The following is a 20,411-nucleotide window of genomic DNA, read 5'->3' as shown; positions in this document are numbered from 1 at the left end:
TATGCCGCGACTGGGCCGGACGTTGGCGGCGCGCATCCTCGCCGCGGTCCTCGGCATCGTCGTGGTGACCCTGGCCGTGGGCTTCGCCCTGTTCTCCCGCCTCGCTGCGAACCAGGCCGACGCGCAGGCGCGCGAGCAGGCTGCGGGCATCGCCGAGGCCGTGGGCCGCTCCCCCGAGGTCGCCCGGGCGCTGGCCGACGGCGACCCCGGCAACTCGATCCCCGCGCTGGCCGAACGCGTCCGCTCGAGCACCCACGCCTCATACGTCGTGGTCATCGACCGCGCCGGCACCCGCCACTCCCACCCGAACCCCGCCCTCATCGGGCAGCGCGTCGAGGAGCCGGTCGTCGCCCTCGACGGCAGGGTGCACACCGGGATGAACGAGGGCAGCCTCGGCCGGTCGGCGAACGCCAAGGCGCCGGTGGTCGCCGCCGACGGCAGCGTCGTCGGCGAGGTGTCGGTGGGCATCCTCGAGACGCAGGTGAGCGGTCGTCTGCACGCCGAGCTCGCTGACATCGCGCTCTACTGCGCGGTGGCCCTGGCGCTCGGCGTCGGCGCCTCCCTCCTGCTGGCACGCGCCATCAAGCGGGTCACCTTCGGGCTGGAGCCGGCCGAGATCGTCGGGCTCGTCCAAGAGCGCGAGGCGATGCTGCACGGCATCCGCGAGGGTGTGCTCGGCGTGGACGCGGCCGGCGGCATCAACGTCCTCAACGACGAGGCCAGGCGGCTGCTGGGGCTGCAGCACGCGCGCCTGGGGCAACGGGTCGAGGAGCTCCTGCCCGAGGGTCGCGTGCGACGGGTCGTCACCGGTGAGGTCACGGGCTCGGACCTCGTCGCCGTCACCGACGAGCACCTCCTGGTCCTCAACCGCCGGCCGGTCACCGTCGCCGGCCGCGACGCCGGGTCGGTCGTCACCATCAGGGACCGCACCGAGATGGAGGCCCTGCTGCGCCAGCTCGACTCGATGGAGGGACTGTCGACGGCACTGCGGGCGCAGGAGCACGAGTTCTCCAACCGGCTGCACGTGCTCGCGGTGCTCCTCGAGCTCGGGGAGGTCGAGGAGGCGACGCGCTACAGCAGCCAGCTGCAGAGCGAGACGACGTATGCCAGCGAGGAGGTCCGCACCCGCATCGGCTCCCCCGTGGTCGCCGCCCTGCTGCTCGCGAAGGCGACCGTGGCGGCCGAGCGGGACGTCGCCGTGCGCCTCGCCCCCGAGAGCCTGCTGCGAGCCGACCAGGTCGGCGACCTGCCGCTGGTCTCCGTGCTGGGCAACCTCGTCGACAACGCGGTCGACGCGATCGCCGACGACCCCGCGAGCGCCGGCCGCAGTCCGCGGGGGACGGTCACGGTGACGCTGACGACCGACCCGGCCCCCGACGCAGGGGCGGGCGCCGGCGCGCAGCTGCGCCTCGTCGTCGAGGACACCGGCCCCGGCATACCGCCCGAGCAGCTGCGCGAGGTGTTCGTCGACGGGTTCACGACCAAGGACCCGCGCGGCGCCATGCGTCGCGGCGTCGGGCTCGCCCTCGTGCACCGGTTGGTGACCCGCGCGGGCGGCACCATCTTCGCCAGCTCCCCCGCTGGTGCGCGCTTCGAGGTCGTGCTCCCGCTGCGGGTCGCCGAGGTGGCCTCGTGATCCGGGTGCTGGTGGTCGACGACGACTACCACGTGGCGCACGCCCACGCGCTGAGCGTCGCGAAGCTGCCCGGCTTCGAGGTCGTGGGGCAGGCGCACAGCGGCGCGGAGGCGCTGGAGCTGGTGGGCTCGACCGCGCCCGACCTGCTGCTGCTCGACATGTACCTGCCCGACTTCGACGGGCTCGACCTGGTCCGACGGCTCACGGCCTCAGGAGGGCCCGTGCCCGACTTCCTGCTGGTGACCGCCGCCCGGGACATCGAGTCGGTCCGCACGGCGATGCAGCTCGGTGCCGTCTACTACCTCGTCAAGCCGTTCACCTTCGCCGCGCTCCGCGAGCAGCTCGAGGCATACCGCACCTGGGCACAGCACACCCAGGCGGCGCCGGAGGCCGACCAGGAGACGATCGACGCGCTGTACCGCATGCGCTCCACCGCGCCGCGCCGGCCACCGGCCACCCAGTCCCTGCAGCCGACGATGGCCAAGGTGCTCGACATCGTCGCGTCGGCGCCACAGCCGATCGGCGCCAGCGAGGTGGCCGCCATCCTCGGCGCCAGCCGTCCGACGGCCCAGCGGTACCTCGCCACCCTGGTCAGGAAGCGGCTGCTCGACCTCGACCTCGCCTACGGCGGCACCGGGCGCCCCGAGCACCGCTACGTGCGTCGCCGCACCTGAGCGGGTTGTCGGCCGGCGACTCACCCTCGGATCCGATGGTTCGCCTGGGGGAACCGTCCTCCCCCACGCCCCGACGGCGCGGACGCGGGCCGGACGCACGCGAACGAGATTTCCGGGCCACCGTGTCAACCACGACCGCTCGTCGTGCCTGTCCCAGGTGAAGCGCTGCCCCACCGAGGGGCCGCGGTTCGCGGGAGGAGACGCACGGTGATGATCGGCACGAGGTGGTGGCGACGTGGTCCTTCTGGCGGTTCACGGCGTCGCCGGTGCCCGGCATCCTGAGCCTCGACGTCCGTCGCCGCACAGAGGACGTGTCATGAGAGCGAGTGACCGGAGGGAGTACGAGGCGCTGTTCCGCGCCTCGTTCACCTCCGTCGCGCGCACGGTGTTCCTGATCGTGCGTGACCGTGCCGTCGCCGAGGAGCTCACGCAGGACGCCTTCCTCAAGCTCCTGGGCAGGTGGTCGACCGTGTCGGCGTACGAACGGCCCGAGGCCTGGGTGCGGAAGGTCGCCGTCCGCATGGCGCTGCGGCACCTGTCCCGCGAACGCTCGCGGCCCCTCCGGGAGATGCGGGCCTATGCCGTGCCCGCCCCTCCGGCGGACCCCGACCCGGACGTGGCCGCAGCCGTGCGGCAGCTGGCCCCCATGCAGCGCGCCGCCGTCGTCCTGCACTACTTCGAGGACCGGCCCGTGGCCGAGATCGCGGAGGTGCTGCGCGTGTCCGAGTCGACGGTCAAGCAGCACCTGTACCGCGCCCGCGCCCGGCTCGCGCAGGCCCTCGGCGAGGAGGTGGCCAGCGATGTCGGTTGAGGACAGGCTCCGCGCGGGGCTGGCCGTCAATGCCGCGCAGGGGGTCGACCCGGACGTCGAGCAGCTCCTGCTGCAGGTCCTGGAGCGCGGCCGGTGGCGCCGTGGCCGGCGGTGGGCCGCCGTGGCCACGGGCGTCGCCGTCGCGTGCACCGCGGTCGCCCTCGCGGTCGCGGCACGGTGGGGCGCCGATGACGGCCCACCGCGTCCCGCCACCACCCCGTCGGTCCACGTCTCCCCGGGCCGTTATGCCGGCCTGGTCCCTGCCCTGCCAGGCGCTCCCGACGCCTCAGGCCGCTGGACCCTCGACTTCAACGCGCGCGGCGGGCTCACCGTCACCGCCCCACCCGGGTACACCCGCGATCGCGCCGGGACACAGGGTGGGCTCGACGGCGACCGGCTGCGGACCACGCTGTTCCAGCACGACCTGTGCCTGGGGCAGCCGGCCGGCACCTACACCGTCGAACGCCTGGCCGAGCACCTCACCCTCACCCGCCTCCAGGACCCATGTGCAGCGCGGTCAACCCTGCTCGGCGCGACGAGCTGGCTGTCGACGGCCGCCTCGACCTACACCGGCCCGACGATCCCGGACGGTCGCTGGGCCCGCGACATCACGACGGTGCAGGCGCGAGCGCAGGGGTTCCGCGCCAGCCCCGAGTGGCTTGCCGCCAACGGGCTGACGGACGGCAGGAGCCGCCTCTACCTGGACTTCCGCCGTGCGAGGTGGACGGTCGTCGTCGAGGACGACGGCGGGTCCCCCGCGGTGGGTGACCAGGGACCGGTGGTCTACGACGCCCTCGGCCGTTGGGTCCAGGCGGGCTCGCTCGCGATCGAGTGGTCCGTCGCCGGCGACACCCTCACGACACGCAACGTCGTCCGGGTGGACGGCAGGCCCGCCGAGCCGGACGAGCGCTTCGTCCTCGAGAGCGTCTGGACCAGGGTCCCCGGCCGGTGAGGCTTCGACCCGCAGCACCTGTCACCGATCAAGGAGGAGAACCATGAAGGATCACGCCAGCCGGGCCGCCCTCGTCGCCGCGCTCATCGCGGCCGGCACGGTGGCACTGGCCGGGACCACCACTGCAGCAGCCGCGGCGGACACCACGGTGCCGCCCACTGTGTCGCCCACGGACCCGCGGCTCGTGCCCAACCCGGTCGAGAGCTCCGACGAGGGGACTTCGTGGACCTGCCGAGCTGCCGGTCCTGACATCACCTGCGACGGCGACCTCGCCTACGGCTGGAGCGCCGAGCCCGGACCGGACGACTGGTGCGTGCAGCCGCTGTGGAGCGTCGACGGACGGTTCCACCGGACCCAGGCGCGGTGGTACTCCCTCGACCCGGCGTCGGGGCAGTACCTGGAGTACTTCCGGCTCGTCCACGTCGACACCAGTGACGCCCTCGTCGCGTCACCCGACGCGCCCGCGTCCCTCGGCGTCCAGACCCGGCTCCTGATGACCTGGCGCAGCGGCTTCGGCACCCCGGGCGTCCTCGACTCCCGGGTCACCCGGAAGCAGGGCATCGACACCTGGTTCAAGACCGCGCGCGGCGGCGTCTTCACCCTCGACGTGGGGCAGAAGACGACGATCCTCAGCGACGACTTCGACCTCCGCGGCCGTTGGGACGTCGCGGCTGGTGACCCGGGTGTCGAGTTCGCGAAGGTGTGCACCGCACTCGGGCTCTGACCGCCCCCTCGAGGCGGGTCAGCCGAGGGTGGCGGCGTGGTCGGGGACGTAGGTGGTCTGCTCACGCGGGGGCCGCTCGTAGCCCTTGGGCTTCGGGCGCTCGGGCAACGTCAGCGACGGCGCCGGCACCTCGGCATACGGGATGGTGGAGAGCAGGTGCGCCATCATGTTGAGGCGCGCGCGCTTCTTGGAGTCGGACTCCACCACATACCACGGCGCCTCGGGGATGTCGGTGTGCACCATCATCTCGTCCTTGGCGCGGGAGTAGTCCTCCCACCGCGTGATGGACTCGAGGTCCATCGGTGACAGCTTCCACTGCCGCATCGGGTCGCTGAGCCGTGACCTGAACCGGCGCTGCTGCTCGGAGTCGCTGACCGAGAACCAGTACTTGCGCAGCAGGATGCCGTCCTCGACGAGCAGCCGCTCGAAGATCGGGCACTGGTGCAGGAACCTGCGGTGCTCGTGCGGCGTGCAGAAGCCCATGACGCGCTCGACACCCGCGCGGTTGTACCAGGACCGGTCGAAGAAGGTGATCTCCCCCGCCGCGGGCAGGTGCTCGACGTAGCGCTGGAAGTACCACTGGGTCCGCTCGCGCTCGGTCGGCGTGGGCAGTGCGACGATGCGGGCGTTGCGCGGGCTGAGGTACTCCGTGATGCGCTTGATCGTGCCGCCCTTGCCCGCGGCGTCGCGCCCCTCGAACACGACCACGACGCGCTGCCGCTCCGCCTTGACCCACTCCTGCACCTTGACGAGCTCGGCCTGCAGCCGGAACAGCTCGGCCTCGTAGACCTCGATGGGGAGCGAACCGGTCGAGCCTGCGTCCTTGGCCATGCGTCGATGGTAGGCGCGGACCACCGGCCCCCGCGGGCCTTCCGGCGCCGCACCCGTCAGCCGCCGCCGCGTCAGCCGCCGGGCTCCTCCGCGGGGTCCTGCCCGCCGCCGGCGACGGCGTCCTCGCGCGTCCACTGCGCGTCGCACTCCAGGCACCGCCACGCGATCCGCGTCGACGGGGGCTCGCCGTGCCGCCCGGGCGCGGGCAGCCGCACCGTCGTGAGCTTGTCGCCCCCGCAGTGCGGGCAGGTGTTCCGGTGGTCCGTCACGGTCTCATCGTGGCAGAGGCGGCCCGCGAGATCCCGTCGAGCTCGGCGGCGAGGCCACCGGGCACGACCTCGCGCAGCTCGTACCTCGCGCGCACGAGCGGCACCGGCACCGACAACACCCGCGTGAGGTCGATCGGCGTCCCGCTCACGACCGCGTCGCACGCGCCCGCGTCGACCGCCGCGCGGATGGTCGCCTCCAGGTCGCGCACCTGCTCGGCGCCGTACCCCATGGCCGGGAGGATGCCGCGGGCGTTCGGGTACTTCGCGTACGTCGCCGCGATCGACCCCACGGCATACGGCACGGGGTCGACGACCTCCGCCGCACCGGCCGCGCGGGCCCCGACGACGCCCGCCCCCCACGACATCGAGCCGTGGGTCAGGGTCGGCCCGTCCTCCACCACGAGGACGCGCCGTCCGCGGACGGCTGCCTCGTCGTCGACCGTCACGGGGCTCTCGGCCCGCAGGACGGTGGCACGGGGGTTGAGGGCGCGGACCGAGGCCTCGACGGCCTCGACGTCGGCGGGCCGTGCGGAGTCGCACTTGGCGACGAGGACGACGTCGGCCATCCGGACGTTCGCCTCACCGGGGTGGTATGCCGTCTCGTCGCCGGGGCGCAGCGGGTCGGCCAGGACGACGTGCAGGTCGGGGGCGTAGAACGGCAGGTCGTTGTTGCCGCCGTCCCAGAGGACGACGTCCGCCTCGCGCTCCGCCTCCCGCAGGATCCGCTCGTAGTCGACCCCGGCATACACGACGACACCGGCATCGAGGTGCGGCTCGTACTCCTCGCGCTCCTCGATGGTGCAGTCGTACCGGTCGAGGTCGGCATACGTGGCGAAGCGCTGGCACGCCTGGGCGGCGAGGTCGCCGTACGGCATGGGGTGGCGCACGGCCACCACCCGCAGGCCCTGCTCGCGCAGCAGGCGGGCGACGTAGCGGGTCGTCTGGCTCTTGCCGACACCGGTGCGCACGGCCGTCACCGCGACGACCGGCTTGCTGCTGCGCAGCATGGTGCGTCGCGCCCCGTGGAGCCGGAAGTCGGCGCCCGCCGCGATGCACTGCGAGGCCAGGTGCATGACCTGCTCGTGCCGGACGTCGGAGTACGCGAAGACAACGAGGTCGACCCCCTCGCGCTCCAGGAGGTCCTGCAGCTCGGACTCCGCGACGACCGGGATCCCTTGCGGGTACAGGGAACCCGCGAGCTCTGCCGGGTACCGGCGACCCTCGATGTCGGGGATCTGCGTCGCGGTGAAGGCGACGACCTCGACGCCGGGGTCGTCGCGGAAGACGACGTTGAAGTCGTGGAAGTCGCGTCCGGCTGCCCCCAGGAGGACGACGCGGGTGCGGGCTGTGCTGGTGCTGGTCATGACCGTCTCCCCGGCCGGGTTCCTGCCGTGGCCAACGCACCCACCACGGGTGGTCCTGGGGAGGGACCCTCCACCCCGAGTCTCCCACCGGCGCCGGCGGCGCGAACCGACCCGAGGGGGCGATCTTCGTCACGGGGTCTCCCCCGCCCGGCCTCCTGGTGGGACGATCAGAGGGTGGGCGACACGGCCTCGCGTCCGGGGTCCGGGGGTGTCGGCAAGGCACCACCGGGTGGTGCCACGCACGAGCACATCGCGATGGCGGAGCACTGGATCGCGAGCAACTACAGCCCCCTCCCCGTCGTCCTCGCGCACGCCGAGGGCGCCTGGGTCACCGACGTCGAGGGGCGGCGGTACCTCGACGCCCTCGCCGGCTACTCGGCCCTCAACTTCGGCCACCTGCACCCGGCTCTCGTCGCCGCCGCGAGGACCCAGCTCGATCGCCTCACCCTGACCAGCAGGGCGTTCCACAGCGACCGCCTCGGACCGTTCTGCCGGGACCTCGCGACGTTGGCGGGCAAGGACCTCGTGCTGCCGATGAACACCGGCGCCGAGGCCGTCGAGACCGCGATCAAGGCCTCCCGGCGGTGGGGCTACGAGGTCAAGGGCGTCCCCGACGGTCGGGCACGGATCGTCGCCATGCACGGCAACTTCCACGGGCGCACGACGACGATCGTCAGCTTCTCCGACGACCCGGTCGCCCGCGAGCACTACGGCCCGTACACGCCCGGTTTCGACCTCGTGCCGTTCGGGGACCTCGACGCGCTCGAGGCCGCCGTCACGGACGAGACGGTGGCCGTGCTCATCGAGCCGATCCAGGGCGAGGGCGGGGTCGTGCTGCCCCCGGACGGCTGGCTGCGCGGGGTGCGGGAGCTGACGCGGAGCCGTGGCGTCCTCATGGTCGCGGACGAGATCCAGTCCGGGCTCGGGCGCACCGGCACCACGTTCGCGTGCGACCTCGAGGGCGTCGTGCCGGACGTCTACGTGCTGGGCAAGGCCCTCGGCGGCGGCATCGTGCCGCTGTCGGCGGTCGTCGCCGACCGCGACGTCCTGGGAGTGTTCACGCCGGGCAGCCACGGGTCGACGTTCGGCGGCAACCCGCTGGCCGCGGCGGTCGGCCAGGCCGTGGTCGCGCTCCTCGCGACGGGCGAGTTCCAGGAACGGGCCCGGCGGCTCGGTCTGCTGCTCGGCTCGGGCCTGCGCGCCCTCATCGGATCCGGCCTCGACGCCGTGCGGTGCCGCGGCCTGTGGGCCGGGATCGACATCGACCCCTCCCTCATGACCGGGCGCGAGGCCTGCCACCGGCTGCTCGAGCGCGGCGTCCTCGCCAAGGACACGCACGGGTCGACCGTGCGCCTCGCTCCCCCGCTCGTCATCGGCGAGGCGGAGATCGAGGTGCTGCTCGACGCCGTCGCGGGCGTGCTCGGGGACGCCCGGCGGGAGCGGGGCCCCCACGACGGCTGAGGTCAGGGACCCAGCACGAGGTACACGCCGGAGACGACGAGGCCCGCCTCCACCAGCACCGTGAACACCCTCTCGTCCATGCGGTGCACCAGCCGCTTGCCGGTCCACGCGCCGAGCATCGTCGCCGGGGCCAGGACCGCGCCCAGCGCGGCCACCCGGGCGGTCACCAGGTCCCCGGTGCCGTATGCCGCGAGCTTGGCCGCGTGCAGCACCACGGCACCGGCCGCCTCGGTGCCGATGTAGGCGTCCTTGACCAGGCCGTAGGCGAGGAAGAACGGCGCCGTCAGGGGGCCCACGCTGCCGAGGAGCGCCGACCCCGCACCCGAGGCCGCACCCACGGCGACGAAGGCCTTCGCGCTGGGCCGGCGCAGCTGGCGCCGTCGGACGTGGCGCAGGAGGACGACCGTGAGCAGGAAGACGCCGAGCACGCGCTGCAGCCCGGCCGCGGGGGCGGTGGCGAACAGCAGGCCGAAGGCGAGCGCAGTCGGCACCGCACCGAGGGCGAAGTTGCGGACGAGCAGCCAGTCGAGGTGCCGGGAGTTCAGGACGACGCGGGAGCCGTTGGACACCAGCTGCGCCAGCGTGAGCACCGGCACGGCGACGCGCAGCCCGAACAGTGCCGTGAAGACGGGCAGGAGCACGACGCCGCCCCCGAAACCGGCCACGGCCGAGACGACGGCGAGGGCAAAGGCCGCCACGGCGGCGACGGCCAGGCTCACCGGGTCCACGAGGTCACCGGGTGCGCGAGGTCACGGCGCCACGAACCGGCCGTCGGGCGTCGCTGTGTCACAGGGCGGTGCCGGCCAGGTACCCGGCGCCCGCTGCGGCCATCCCGGCGACGAGGCTCCCCGCGACGTTGGCGCCCGCCATCAGGTAGGCGCGGCTCTCGACCAGCCGCATGGTCTCGTAGCTGAACGTCGAGTACGTCGTGAGTGCCCCGCAGAACCCCGTCCCGAGCGCGAGGGTGACGGCGTGCGGCAGCGCGTGGTGGGCCGCCAGGCCGGTGAGCAGGCCGAGCACCAGGGAGCCGACGACGTTGACCGCGAGGGTGCCCCAGGGCAGGACGCTGTCGTGCCGCGCCTGGACGGCGCGGTCGGTGAGGTAGCGCGTGGGCGCCCCCACGGCCGCACCGAGCCAGAGCACGAGCAGGGCGCTCACCGGTCCCCGCCCGATGGGGTGGCCGCCGGCCCGCGGAACCGGTGCACCCGGACGCTGACGTCGTCGACGGTGACGAGTCCCTCGGTGACGAGCTCGTCGATGACGGGCAGGAACGCGTCCACCTTCTCCGGGGTGTCGACGATGACGACGACGACGGGCAGGTCCTCCGACAGCGACAGCAGCCGGGAGGTGTGGATCCGCTGCGAGGTCCCGAACCCCTCGATCCCCCGCAGCACGCTCGCCCCGGCCATCCCGGCGGCGTGCGCGCGGTGCACGATCTCGGTGTAGGTGGGCTTGTGCTGCCAGGTGTCGGACTCACCCAGGTAGATGGTCAGCCGGCGGGCCGGTCCGTGCAGCGTCGTCATCGGTGGACCTCCCGGTCGGTTCGGCGCCCGCGTCGGTGGACGAGGGCGAGGGCTCCGCGCGTGGCGAACGCGCCCAGGGTGACTGCGAGCAGCGCGGCGAGAGCGGTGAGCAGCAGGTAGGCCATCGCGGCCACGGGCGCTCCGTGCCGGAGCAGGCCGAGCGTCTCCACCGTGTACGTGCTGAAGGTCGTGTACCCGCCGAGCACCCCGACGCCCAGGAACGGCCGCAGCAGGGGGTGCGTCCCGCCCACCTCCACGACGAACACCATGAGGACGCCGATGAGCAGGCACCCGGTGACGTTGATGGCGAACGTCGCCCACGGCATACCACCCACCGGTGCCGGGTATGCCGTGGCGACCAGGTAGCGCGCCGTGGCACCGAGCATCCCGCCGAGCGCGATGACGGGCAGGACCCACCGGTGCGAGGACCACTCCCTGCGGCTCGAGGCCACCCGGAGGTCGATGTCGGGGTCGACGGCGGCACCGAGCCCGGGGGGCGACGGCTGGGGCTCGGGCATGGGTCTCCTACCGGGTCGAGGGTGCACAGGACTCCAGCAGGGACTGTTGGCAGCGCGTGCGCTGCGGTTGTCGGCGAGCCCCACCGCCATCGGCTCGGAGTCTAGCGCGCGGTCGAGCGCGGGCCCGACGCCGTCAGAGCTGTTGGCGGACGCCGGGGTCGTGGACGACGTCCCCCACCGGCTCCCCACCACCCTCCGACGTCCCCATGGCAGCCGCGGCCTTGCCGCGGCGCAGCAGCGGCAGCACCGCGCGCCCGCTGGTCCCCTCGAGCTCGAACGCGAGCGCGGCATACAGCGCCAGGGCGGCGAGCACGATCCCGACCCAGCCGGCGGCGGTGAGCCACGTCCGCGACCCCGACCACTCGGCGATGCCGGTCACGGCGAAGCGCGCGGCGCTGAGCGCCATGACGGCGCTCGCCACCACCTTGGCGTGCCCGGCTACCGCGGGTACGAGCATCGCCGTGGCGGCCGCGACCAGGAGCACGCCGAGCCCGGCACTCATCGCGCCGGGGGGCGAGGTGCGCGTCACGAGGGCGACTCCGGCCCAGGTGCCGGCCAGGACGCCCATCCCAGTGGCGGCGACGGGGTCGCGCGCGAGGAAGCCCATCACGCAGGCCACCAGCTGGAGCGGCACGGTGAAGACCAGCACGCCGAGGGCGACGGTCCGGCCCTGGGCGGTCGGCACCCACCCGAGCTGTACGGCGCTGAACGCGAACGTGGCGAGGAAGAGCCCGAGGAAGCCCAGGGGTAGTGGTGTCGCCAAGGGTCGCAGGACGACGCGCGGCGCGGGGAGGCGCGCGGCGTCGGTGTTCACGGGGTCACCATCACCTGGGCGGAGGCCTCCTTGAGGTGGGCGTTGGCCCAGCGCATCTGCCGCAGGGTCTGCGGGTGGCACTTCTCGGCCACCTCGAGCAGCTCCTCCTCCTTGAGCGCTTGGGCGGTCTGCGCGAGCACCTCCCAGTCCAGCGAGACGCCGGCCGCGTCCTTGTGCACCTGGCGCAGGTCCGCGAGCAGCAGCATCGACGCCTCGTGGTGGCGGCCGAGGAGCTCGTCGCCCTTCTGGCGGACCTTGGCGAGGACCGTCACGTCGTCCGGGGGCTCGGGGTCCAGCTCGAGGCCGAAGTCGCGGCCGACCCGGGCGAGCTCGCGGACGTGCTGCTGGGACCACCGCGCGATGTCGCGGGCGACGTGGTGCACCTCGTGGTCGGCCTTGTGCCGGTCCGAGATCCGCAGCAGGTCGGCGGCGAGGTCGCTCTCGGACCGGTGCAGCTCCTCGATGGCCATCGGGATCTTGCTCATCGTGCCGCCTCCGTGGTCGCCATCTGCTCGTGCACGTGCGCCGACGGGCCGCCCGTCGTCGGCGGCACCGACGCCGTGACCGGCCGGGACGCCGTCGTGGTCGGTGCCGCCGCTGGCTCGCCCCCGCCGGCCGAGACGCGCTCGACGGCCGCGGCCGCGGTCTTGAACAGCGGCTGCTTGGAGGCAGGGTCCCAGTCGGTGAGGGTCAGCTCGTTGGCCGCGCGGCCGTGCTGCTGCGGCTCGTGGCCGCCGGGCTCGTCCCAGTAGCCGTAGTGGAACGGGAGGAAGAGCGCCCCGGGCCGGATGCCGCTGATGCGCAGCCGGGCGGTCACCTCACCCCGCGGGGTGGTCACCCTCAGCAGGTCGCCCTCCTCCCAGCCGCGGTCGGCCGCGTCGGAGGCGGAGAGCTCGACCCAGACCTCGGGCGCCGCTGCCTGCAGCTGGGGGGCTCGACGGGTCTTGGTGCGGGTGTGGAAGTGGTAGAGCGTCCGCCCGGTGATCAGCTGGAACGGGAACTCCTGTGAGATGTTCTCGTGCGGCGGCAGGTACTCGGCGGCCTTGATGACCGCCTTGCCGGTGGGGTTGAGCGCCTTGTACTCCTGCGGCTCGACCGGCGCGCCGGTCACCAGGTCGCGGCCGTAGGACTCGCAGTAGTCCGGCGCCGCCCAGAACTGCCCGTCCTCGTAGATCCGCTCGGTGCCGTCGGGATGCTCCTCGTTGCAGGGCCACTGGATGCCGCTGCCGCCACGCAGCTTGTCGTAGGAGAGGCCGGTGTAGTCGCACGGCCGTCCGCGGGTGCACTCCTTCCACGCCTCGAACGCCTCCTCGGGGGTCGACCACTTCACCAGCGGCCGGCCGTCCTTGTCCTGCAGGCCCAGCCGGTGCGCGAAGTCGACGAAGATGTCGAGGTCGGGCCGGGCCTCGCCCGGCGGGTCGACAGCCTTCTCCGACAGGTGCACCGTGCGGTCGACGTTGGTGAAGGTGCCGGTCTTCTCCCCCCAGGTCGCCGCGGGCAGGACCACGTCGGCGAGCTGCGCGGTCTCGGACAGGAAGATGTCCTGCACGACCAGGAACAGCCGCTCCTGGGACAGGATCGAGCGGATGCGCCGGAGCTCGGGCAGGGAGACCGCCGGGTTGGTGCCGCTGACGTAGAGGAACCGGATCGAGCCGTCCTCGGCGTACCGCAGGATCTGCATGAGGTGGGTCGGCGCGGAGTAGTGCGGGATCTGCATCGGGTCGATGTTCCAGACCTTCGCCAGGTCCTTGATGTGCTCGTCGTTGCTCCAGTTCCGGAACGCCGGCAGGTCGCCGTCGGCCCCACACTCGCGCGTGTTCTGCGCGGTCGGCTGCCCGTTCATCTGCAGGACTCCGCAACCGGGCTTGCCCAGCATTCCGCGCAGGATGTGGATGTTGTTGACCTGCACGGCGGCCGCGGTCGCCTGGTGCGACTGGTAGAAGCCCTGCAGCACCGACGAGAGCAGCCGCTCGGCGGTGCCGATGACCTGCGCCGCCCGGCGGACGTCGGCCGCCGGGACGTCGCAGATCTCCTCGGCCAGCTCGGGCGTGTAGTCGGTGAGCTGCTTGGTCAGCTCGTCGTAGCCGAGCGCGTGCTCTTGCACGTACGCCTCGTCGACCCAGCCGTTCTCGACGAGCTCGTGGAGCAGGGCGTTCATGAGCACGACGTTCGTGCCCGGCCGCGGCGCGAGGTGTATGCCGTGGGCGCCGGCAGCCTCGGCCACCGGGGTCAGCCGCGGGTCGACGCAGACGATGGCCGGCGGGTTGGGGCCGGCCAGCCGGTCGAGGATCCGGGTCCACAGGACCACTTGCGTCTCGGCCATGTTGTGCCCGTAGAGGCAGATCACGTCGGCGGAGTCGATGTCGGTGTACGACCCGGGCTGCCCGTCGCAGCCGAACGACTCCTTCAGCGCCTCGGCCGCGGTGGCGGTGCACAGGCGGGTGTTGCCGTCCATGTGGTTGGTGCCGATGCCGCCGTGCCCGATGAGCGCGAGCGTGTAGTACTCCTCGAGGAAGAGCTGGCCGGTCGTGTAGAACCCGATGGAGCTGGGGCCGTGCTCGTCGAGCAGCTCCCTGGCCCGGCCCGCCACCGCGGACATGGCGGTCTCCCAGTCGGTCTCGACGAGCTCGCCGTCGCGGCGGACGAGCGGTCTCGTGAGCCGGTCCGGCGAGTTGTTCGCCTGCCACCCGAAGGCGTCCTTGGGATCGAGCCGGCCGTGGTTGACCCGGTCCACCTCGCGGCCGCGGACGCCGACGATCCGGTCGTCCTTGACGGCGATGTCCATCCCGTCGCCGTTGGAGTGCAGGATCGAGGCGGTCTGCACCCAGCGGTCGACGTCAGCGGGCTCGAGGCCCTCCTCCAGGTGGGTGTCGACGCGCGTCGGCCACCGCTCCCCCGCGGCATACGGCGTGCGTGTCCCCCACGGTTCGGCAATGCGGTCGCTCATGCCCCCTTCGTGCCCGCCATCGTCCGTGGGCAAACGCAACCGCCCCATCAGGATGCGCGCGCAGCGGAGTCCGGGAGGTCAGAGGGCCAGGAGGCCCTTCACCACGGTGGCCAGGGCGCCGGCCATGGCAAGCAGCACGACGAGGCGGCGGGCCTGCTCGGCCGGGACCCGGCGCGAGACCAGCTCCCCCGCGGCCAGCCCGACCGCCAGCGCGCCCAGCGACAGGAGGATCGCGGAGGCGCCGAGGTGGGGGCGACCCTTGGACAGCAACGAGGCCGTGTTCACCAGGGCCGCGTAGAGCTGGAACGTGGCGACGAAGCGGCGGTGCTCCCACCGGGTGCTCACGGCATACAGGACGATGGCGGGTCCGCCGACTCCGGCGGTGACGTTCATGAAGCCGCTGGCGGCGCCGGCGGTGACGGCACCCGCCGTGCCGTGCAGGATCCGGGCCCGGGCACTGAGCTGTACCAGGGCCAGGGCGACGAGCACGATCGAGCCGATCACCAGCAGCAGCACCGGACCGGGCACCGTGCGGGCGACGTACGCACCGACGGGGATGGCCAGCAGGGCGGGCACGACCAGCAGGAGGCCGCGGCCCCAGTCGACGTCACGCCAGGTGCGGGCCAGCACCACCACGCAGACGACCAGGCTGAGCAGGTTCGCCAGGATGACGCCGTCGAACGGGCCCGCCACCAGCACCAGCAGCGGGGCCGCCACGAGGGCGAAGCCGACACCGGTGACCCGCTGGGTCACCGCCCCGAGGGCGACGCCCATCGGCAGGAAGAGCAGCTCGGTGGTCACCGCCCACGCTCACAGACCGAGCGAGAGGTACCGCACGTCCTGGAACTCCTCCAGCCCGGCGGACGCACCCTCGCGACCCAGCCCGGACTGCTTCACGCCGCCCATGGGTGCGAAGCAGACCGACGGGAGGGCGTTGTTCGCGCCGATGATGCCGGCCTGGAGCCGCTCGGCCGTGCGCCAGACCCGCCCCACGTCGCGCGACCACAGGTAGCCGGCCAGGCCCATCTCGGTGGCGTTGGCCCGCGCGACAGCCTCGTCGTCGTCGCGGAACCGGAAGACCGCGGCGGCGGGCCCGAACACCTCGCTGCACGACAGGTCGGCGTCGTCCGGGACGTCGGCGAGCAGCGCGGGCGCGACGAACGTGCCCTGCGACGGCAGCTCGAACTCACGGGTCAGCCGGGTGGCACCCGCCTCCAGCGCCGCGTCGACCATGCCCTGCACCGCGTCGACACGGCTCTGGTCGATGACGGGCCCGAGGTCGGGCAGCGGGTCGGCCAGGCCGTCCCCGACCGTCATCGCGTCGATCGCCTCGGTGAGCCGTCCGGTGAACTCGTCGAACACGCGCTCGTGCACGACGAACCGGTTCGCCGCGATGCAGGACTGCCCCGTGTTCCTGAACTTCGCGAGCATCGCCCCCTCGACGGCGGCGTCGAGGTCGGCGTCCTCGAAGACGATGAAGGCGGCGTCCCCACCGAGCTCGAGCAGGGGTCGCACGACCCGGCGGGCGGCAGAGGCCATGATCTCGCTGCCGACCTGGGTCGAGCCGGTGAAGCTCACGGCGCGCACGGCCCCGTGGTCCAGGAGCGCCTGCGTGACCTCCCTCGCCGGTCCGTGCACGAGGTTGACCACCCCGGCCGGGACGCCGGCGTCGACGAGGCACCGGACGAGCTCGGTCACCGCGAGCGGCGCCTTCTCCGAGACGCGGGCGACGACGGTGCAGCCGGCGGCCAGGGCCGGTGCGAGCTTGCGGGCCTGGATCGAGCACGGGAAGTTCCACGGGGTGAGCGAGGCGACGACACCCACCGGCTGGCGCAGGGTCAGGTGGCGTCGGTCGCGTGCCTCGTGCGGGATCACCGACCCCTCGGGGCGGCGGGCCTCCTCGGCGAACCACCGGAAGTACTCGGCGGAGAAGGCGACCTCGCCCACGGCCTCGGGCAGCCGCTTGCCCGCCTCGAGCGCGAGCAGGCGGCCGATCTCGTCGACGCGCGAGGTCATCAGGTCGGCGGCGTCGCGCAGGACATCGGCGCGGTTGCGCGCAGGACGTTCGACCCAGTCGTGCAGGGCGGCGGCAGCGGCGTCGGCGGCCCGGACGGCGTCGGCGGCGCTGCCCCACGCGACCTGTCCGACGACACGGCCGTCGGCCGGGTTCGTCACCTGCGCCTGCTGGTCGTGGGCTTCCCACCGTCCGTCGACGAGGGACTGGGCGAGGTCTGTCACGGCGAATCTCCTTGGTGGGACGGGGCTCTGGGCGAGGTCGCCAACCGCGTGGGTGCGCGGTCGACGGGTCTGCGGGTCGGCGGGTGAGCGGGTCTGCGGGTCGGCGGGTCAGCGGGTCAGGACGTCAGCGGCGCAGGATGTCGGGCCGGGACCGGCCGCCGACCTGCAGCGCCGGCCACTCGGGGTCGTGGACGAGCAGCTCCGGACCCCGGGCCGTGACGAGGGCGGTGTCCTCGACCTTGACCCCCTCGGCGCTCGGGTTCCAGGCGAGGACCATCCCCTCCCCCAGCACCAGCTCGGACCCGGCGTGCGCGGGGAACTCCCGGGGCACGAAGCCGGACAGTCCGCCCTGGTGGTGGCGGTGCCACTCCAGCGGGTCGAAGCCGTTGCGCCCGTATGCCGTGGTGCCCGCGCGGACGACGTCGCCGAGACGCGCGCCCGGCACGCTGGCGTCGAGGAAGGCCTGCTCGACGTCGAGCAGCCGGCCGTAGGCGTCCTCCGTCGCCGGCGGGACGGGTCCGAAGGACACGATGCGGGTGACGCTGGCCACCACCCCGGACCGCCGCGCGCAGCAGACCAGCATGGCGAGCGGTCCCAGCTCCCGGGCGGTGGGCAGGGGGTGACGGTGCCGCGCGCCGCGGTCTGCACCACCCACCATGAGGACGATCGGGTCCATCGCGTCGGCCATGAGCTCGGCCGCGAAGACGCCGGCGGCGGCGTACTCGCTCATGCCCGGCTCCAGCGCGAGGGCGGCACGGGTCGCGGCCGCCGCGGCGTCGCGGCCGACCCCGGCGAGCAGCCGCCCCTGCCGCAGGGACGGCGTCAGCCGCAGCGCCCGGACAGCCGGCCCCACGTCGACCGCACCGTCCGCCGGCCGGTCGCTGCCGGTGCCGGCGCCCCGCGGCAGCCGGCTGTCACGCGACTCCCACCACGGCACGACGGCCCACTCGACGGGCAGGTTCGCCAGCTCGGTCTCCTGCAGCCTCGGGGCCTCGATGGCGTTCGTGACCACGGTGATGCTCGGCACGTCACCCGACACGTCGACGACCACGTCGAGGCAGGCCGTGTCGAGGGTGAGCGGCACGTGCACCCGCGCCTCGAGGAGCCAGGCCAGCGTCGCCGGCTCGCGCAGGACCAGCACGTCGACACCGGCGCCCCCTGCGACGTCCGCCAAGGCGTCCAGCCGCTCCCGCAGGTCGTCCCGGCGCTGGGCGAGGTCGTCCCGACCGGGAGCCGTCACGTGGTCGGTGCGGACCTGACCCGCGGTGGCGCCGTCCGTGGCACGCGCCGCGACGTCGTCAGCCGTACGCTCCGCGACGTCCGGCGCGACGCGGTCAGCCACGGCGCACGACCCGTCCCGCCACCGGCTGGGTGCCCGTGGCCGCGGCCGTGTCACCCGCGAGCTCGACCCGCGTGGCGGTGCCGTCGAAGCCGACGAGGTCGAGCGCGGCCTCCCTCGCCGGTCCGTAGGCGTGCAGGGTCCAGGGTCGGCCGACCAGGTCGTCGGTGTTGCGCACCCCCTCGTCCACCTCGACGCGGGGCAGCACGGCACCGCTGCGGACGAGCACCGGCATGGAGTCGAGCGGCACCTGCGCCTCGTGGAAGCCCGGGCCCCGGTAGGTCGTCCCGTCCAGGAGGTCGTACCACTCCCCCTCGGGCACGTAGAACCGGCGGCGGACCGGGGCTGAACCGTCGTCGAACACGGGCACCACGAGCAGGTCCGCCCCGAGGAGGAAGGCGTCGTCGACCGACTGCGCGACCGGGTCGTCGGGGAACTCCAGCGCGAGCGGTCGCATCACCGGCCACCCGTGCTCGGCTGACTCGTGCGCGACCTGCCACAGGGTCGGCAGCAGCTCGTACCGCAGCCGCACCCACCGTCGGGCGGCCTCCAGGGCCTCGTCGCCGAACGCCCACGGCTCGCGCGGCCGGAGCCCGTGCGCCCGCATCAGCGGGGACAGCGCGCCCAGCTGGGTCCAGCGCACGTAGAGGCCGGGGGTCAGCTCCGGGCCGAAGAAGCCGCCGATGTCGTGGCTCCAGAACCCCGGCGCGCTCACGGCATACGACAACCCGCCGCGCACGGTCGCCTGCATGCCGGCCACGGTGGACTCGGCGTCGCCGCCCCACTGCCCCGGGTAGCGCTGGGACCCGGCCCACCCGCTGCGCCCCCACACGAGGGGGGACCGACCGGTGTAGCGCGCTATCGCGTCGCTGACGGCGCCGTTGTAGCGCAACGGGTAGGTGTTGTGGGCGTGCACCGCTGGGGTGCCGTCGAACAGTGCCACGTCGTCGGGCAGCGCCTCGCCGAAGTCGGTCTTGAAGACGGCGACCCCGTCGTCGAGGAACGCCTCGTGCATCCCCTGCCACCACGCGACCGCGTCGGGGTTGGTGAAGTCGACCAGGGCCCGCATGCGCCCGTCCGGCGTCGGGGTCTTGCGGATCCCGGCGAGGGTGCCGTCGGGGTGACGGACGAGGTAGCCCTTGTCCTTGGCCTCCTCGAAGCGCGGGCTGGCCGGGTCGAGGTACGGCAGCTCCCACACGGAGAGGCGGATCCCCCGCTCCCGCAACGCCTCCACGAACTCGCGACGGTTGCCGAACCGGCTCTCGTTCCAGATGAAGTCGCAGTTGAGGCGGTCGACGACGAGCCAGTCGGGGTCGAGGTGCAGGACGTCGAGGGGCACGTGGTGCCCACGCATCGTGGCGGCGACCTCGAGCATCTCCTCGCGCGAGTGGTAGCGGCAGCGCCCCATCCAGTAGCCGAAGGCCCACAGCGGCGGCACCGGCGGCCGGCCGGTGAGTGCGGTGTAGGCGGTGAGCCGTTCCTTGGGTCCGTCGCCGGCCACGAGGTAGAGGTCGACGGCGTCGTCCGCGACGGTCAGGCCGAGGACCGAGGGACGCTCGTGCCCCACGTCCGCGGTGACCACGGCCCCGGTGTTGACGAACCCCGTGTACCCGGCGGTCGAGTGCCAGACCGGGACGGGTTTGTATGCCATGCCCGTACCGGTGCCGCACGCGTCCTCGCTGCGCAGGACGAGCCGCTGGCCGTTCTTCACGAGACGGCCGAACTGCTCGCCGAAGCCGAGCACGTCCTCGTCCGGCGCGAGCTCGAGGTTCACCGAGAGGCCGCCCTCGTCCGCCAGGGCGGTCGGCGCCATCATCAGGCCGGCCACCTGGCGCAGGCGGTGCGCGGACCGCAGGAGGGTCCGGCCGGTGTGCGGGTCCTCCAGCGCCAGGGTGAACGGAGCCCGTCCCACCCGGAGCCGGGCGCCGGCGGTGGCCACGACCACCGCGTCGTCGGTCTCCTCGACGTCGAGGGCGACCGGCGCCGGCGCCGGGTCCGTGACGATGCCGAGCCACGTGCCGTCGTCGGCCAGGACCGACGCCCCGGCCGGGGCCAGGGTCAGCCGCAGCACGCTCGGCGCGGGCGCCGACACGCGCAGCTCGTAGGCCGTGGCGTCCGTGGGCGGCAGGTCCAGCTCGGGCAGGTTGGGCATCGTCGTCTCGACGCCCTGGGCCGCGGGCGGCTCGCCGGTCAGCCAGCCGGGCATGATCCCGAGCTGGACGCCGGGCAGGGCGTCGACGGACAGCACCACGGACTCGCCGTCGCGGCGCACCCCGGCGACACGTCGCAGGAGGAGCGGGTGGGTCACGG

General features: G+C 73.5%; 20 protein-coding genes. 6 read left to right on the top strand and 14 right to left on the bottom strand.

Annotation, left to right across the window (positions count from 1 at the left end):
- The first annotated feature begins 1 nt into the window (after position 1).
- From RKE38_RS16630 to RKE38_RS16610, 5 genes are all read left to right on the top strand, one after another.
- Complete coding sequence (locus RKE38_RS16630) at positions 2-1,636, top strand: sensor histidine kinase (RefSeq protein ID WP_316008583.1); 1,635 nt, start codon at positions 2-4, stop codon at positions 1,634-1,636.
- On the top strand, positions 1,633-2,310 hold the full coding sequence (locus tag RKE38_RS16625; RefSeq protein WP_316008582.1) for a response regulator transcription factor: 678 nt from the start codon (positions 1,633-1,635) through the stop codon (positions 2,308-2,310). The genes RKE38_RS16630 and RKE38_RS16625 overlap by 4 nt, the downstream gene beginning before the upstream one ends.
- A 316-nt stretch (positions 2,311-2,626) precedes the next feature.
- Positions 2,627-3,121: an RNA polymerase sigma factor gene (locus tag RKE38_RS16620; RefSeq protein ID WP_316008581.1), complete on the top strand. Its 495-nt coding sequence runs from the start codon at positions 2,627-2,629 to the stop codon at positions 3,119-3,121.
- Positions 3,111-4,073, top strand: coding sequence for a hypothetical protein (locus tag RKE38_RS16615; protein ID WP_316008580.1), 963 nt, complete (start codon positions 3,111-3,113; stop codon positions 4,071-4,073). Before RKE38_RS16620 ends, RKE38_RS16615 begins: the two co-directional genes overlap by 11 nt.
- A gap of 43 nt (positions 4,074-4,116) precedes the next feature.
- Complete coding sequence (locus tag RKE38_RS16610) at positions 4,117-4,797, top strand: hypothetical protein (RefSeq protein WP_316008579.1); 681 nt, start codon at positions 4,117-4,119, stop codon at positions 4,795-4,797.
- A gap of 18 nt (positions 4,798-4,815) precedes the next feature.
- Here the strand turns inward: RKE38_RS16610 and ppk2 are convergent, their stop codons facing one another.
- The 3 genes from ppk2 to RKE38_RS16595 form a co-directional block, all read right to left on the bottom strand.
- Positions 4,816-5,628: a polyphosphate kinase 2 gene (ppk2, locus tag RKE38_RS16605; RefSeq protein ID WP_316008578.1), complete on the bottom strand. Its 813-nt coding sequence runs from the start codon at positions 5,626-5,628 to the stop codon at positions 4,816-4,818.
- A gap of 71 nt (positions 5,629-5,699) precedes the next feature.
- Positions 5,700-5,897: a hypothetical protein gene (locus RKE38_RS16600; RefSeq protein WP_316008577.1), complete on the bottom strand. Its 198-nt coding sequence runs from the start codon at positions 5,895-5,897 to the stop codon at positions 5,700-5,702.
- Complete coding sequence (locus RKE38_RS16595; RefSeq protein ID WP_316008576.1) at positions 5,894-7,261, bottom strand: cyclic 2,3-diphosphoglycerate synthase; 1,368 nt, start codon at positions 7,259-7,261, stop codon at positions 5,894-5,896. Before RKE38_RS16595 ends, RKE38_RS16600 begins: the two co-directional genes overlap by 4 nt.
- A gap of 174 nt (positions 7,262-7,435) precedes the next feature.
- Between RKE38_RS16595 and rocD the strand changes: the two genes are divergently transcribed.
- Complete coding sequence (gene rocD / locus RKE38_RS16590) at positions 7,436-8,722, top strand: ornithine--oxo-acid transaminase (RefSeq protein ID WP_410055475.1); 1,287 nt, start codon at positions 7,436-7,438, stop codon at positions 8,720-8,722.
- A gap of 2 nt (positions 8,723-8,724) precedes the next feature.
- On the opposite strand, the gene RKE38_RS16585 is transcribed toward rocD, so the two are convergent.
- The 11 genes from RKE38_RS16585 to RKE38_RS16535 all read right to left on the bottom strand — a co-directional run bounded on the left by RKE38_RS16585 (position 8,725) and on the right by RKE38_RS16535 (position 20,409).
- Positions 8,725-9,450, bottom strand: coding sequence for a sulfite exporter TauE/SafE family protein (locus RKE38_RS16585; RefSeq protein WP_316008575.1), 726 nt, complete (start codon positions 9,448-9,450; stop codon positions 8,725-8,727).
- 58 nt (positions 9,451-9,508) lie between these two features.
- Positions 9,509-9,880, bottom strand: a complete 372-nt coding sequence (crcB, locus tag RKE38_RS16580) for a fluoride efflux transporter CrcB (RefSeq protein ID WP_316008574.1) — start codon at positions 9,878-9,880, stop codon at positions 9,509-9,511.
- Positions 9,877-10,245 carry a DUF190 domain-containing protein gene (locus RKE38_RS16575; RefSeq protein ID WP_316008573.1) on the bottom strand — a complete coding sequence of 123 codons (369 nt, stop codon included), beginning with the start codon at positions 10,243-10,245 and terminating at the stop codon, positions 9,877-9,879. The genes crcB (RKE38_RS16580) and RKE38_RS16575 overlap by 4 nt, the downstream gene beginning before the upstream one ends.
- A complete protein-coding gene (gene crcB / locus RKE38_RS16570; protein WP_316008572.1) occupies positions 10,242-10,763 on the bottom strand; it encodes a fluoride efflux transporter CrcB in 522 nt (173 codons plus the stop codon). Before crcB (RKE38_RS16570) ends, RKE38_RS16575 begins: the two co-directional genes overlap by 4 nt.
- 133 nt (positions 10,764-10,896) lie before the next feature.
- Entirely contained in the window at positions 10,897-11,577 is a 681-nt protein-coding gene (locus tag RKE38_RS16565) for a hypothetical protein (RefSeq protein ID WP_316008571.1), read from the bottom strand.
- Positions 11,574-12,062: a hypothetical protein gene (locus RKE38_RS16560; protein ID WP_316008570.1), complete on the bottom strand. Its 489-nt coding sequence runs from the start codon at positions 12,060-12,062 to the stop codon at positions 11,574-11,576. The genes RKE38_RS16565 and RKE38_RS16560 overlap by 4 nt, the downstream gene beginning before the upstream one ends.
- Positions 12,059-14,524: a nitrate reductase gene (locus tag RKE38_RS16555; RefSeq protein ID WP_316008569.1), complete on the bottom strand. Its 2,466-nt coding sequence runs from the start codon at positions 14,522-14,524 to the stop codon at positions 12,059-12,061. The genes RKE38_RS16560 and RKE38_RS16555 overlap by 4 nt, the downstream gene beginning before the upstream one ends.
- A gap of 78 nt (positions 14,525-14,602) precedes the next feature.
- A complete protein-coding gene (locus tag RKE38_RS16550; protein WP_316008568.1) occupies positions 14,603-15,325 on the bottom strand; it encodes a TSUP family transporter in 723 nt (240 codons plus the stop codon).
- 9 nt (positions 15,326-15,334) lie between these two features.
- Entirely contained in the window at positions 15,335-16,762 is a 1,428-nt protein-coding gene (locus RKE38_RS16545) for an NAD-dependent succinate-semialdehyde dehydrogenase (protein ID WP_316008567.1), read from the bottom strand.
- 124 nt (positions 16,763-16,886) lie between these two features.
- A complete protein-coding gene (locus RKE38_RS16540) occupies positions 16,887-18,104 on the bottom strand; it encodes a M24 family metallopeptidase (RefSeq protein WP_316008566.1) in 1,218 nt (405 codons plus the stop codon).
- On the bottom strand, positions 18,097-20,409 hold the full coding sequence (locus RKE38_RS16535) for a TIM-barrel domain-containing protein (protein ID WP_316008565.1): 2,313 nt from the start codon (positions 20,407-20,409) through the stop codon (positions 18,097-18,099). The genes RKE38_RS16540 and RKE38_RS16535 overlap by 8 nt, the downstream gene beginning before the upstream one ends.
- Between the last annotated feature and the right edge of the window lie 2 nt (positions 20,410-20,411).

The organism is Phycicoccus sp. M110.8, assembly GCF_032464895.1.
Classification (GTDB): Bacteria; Actinomycetota; Actinomycetes; order Actinomycetales; family Dermatophilaceae; genus Pedococcus.
Note: the sequence above shows the minus strand (reverse complement) of the source record. Positions and strands in the feature narration are given on the sequence as shown.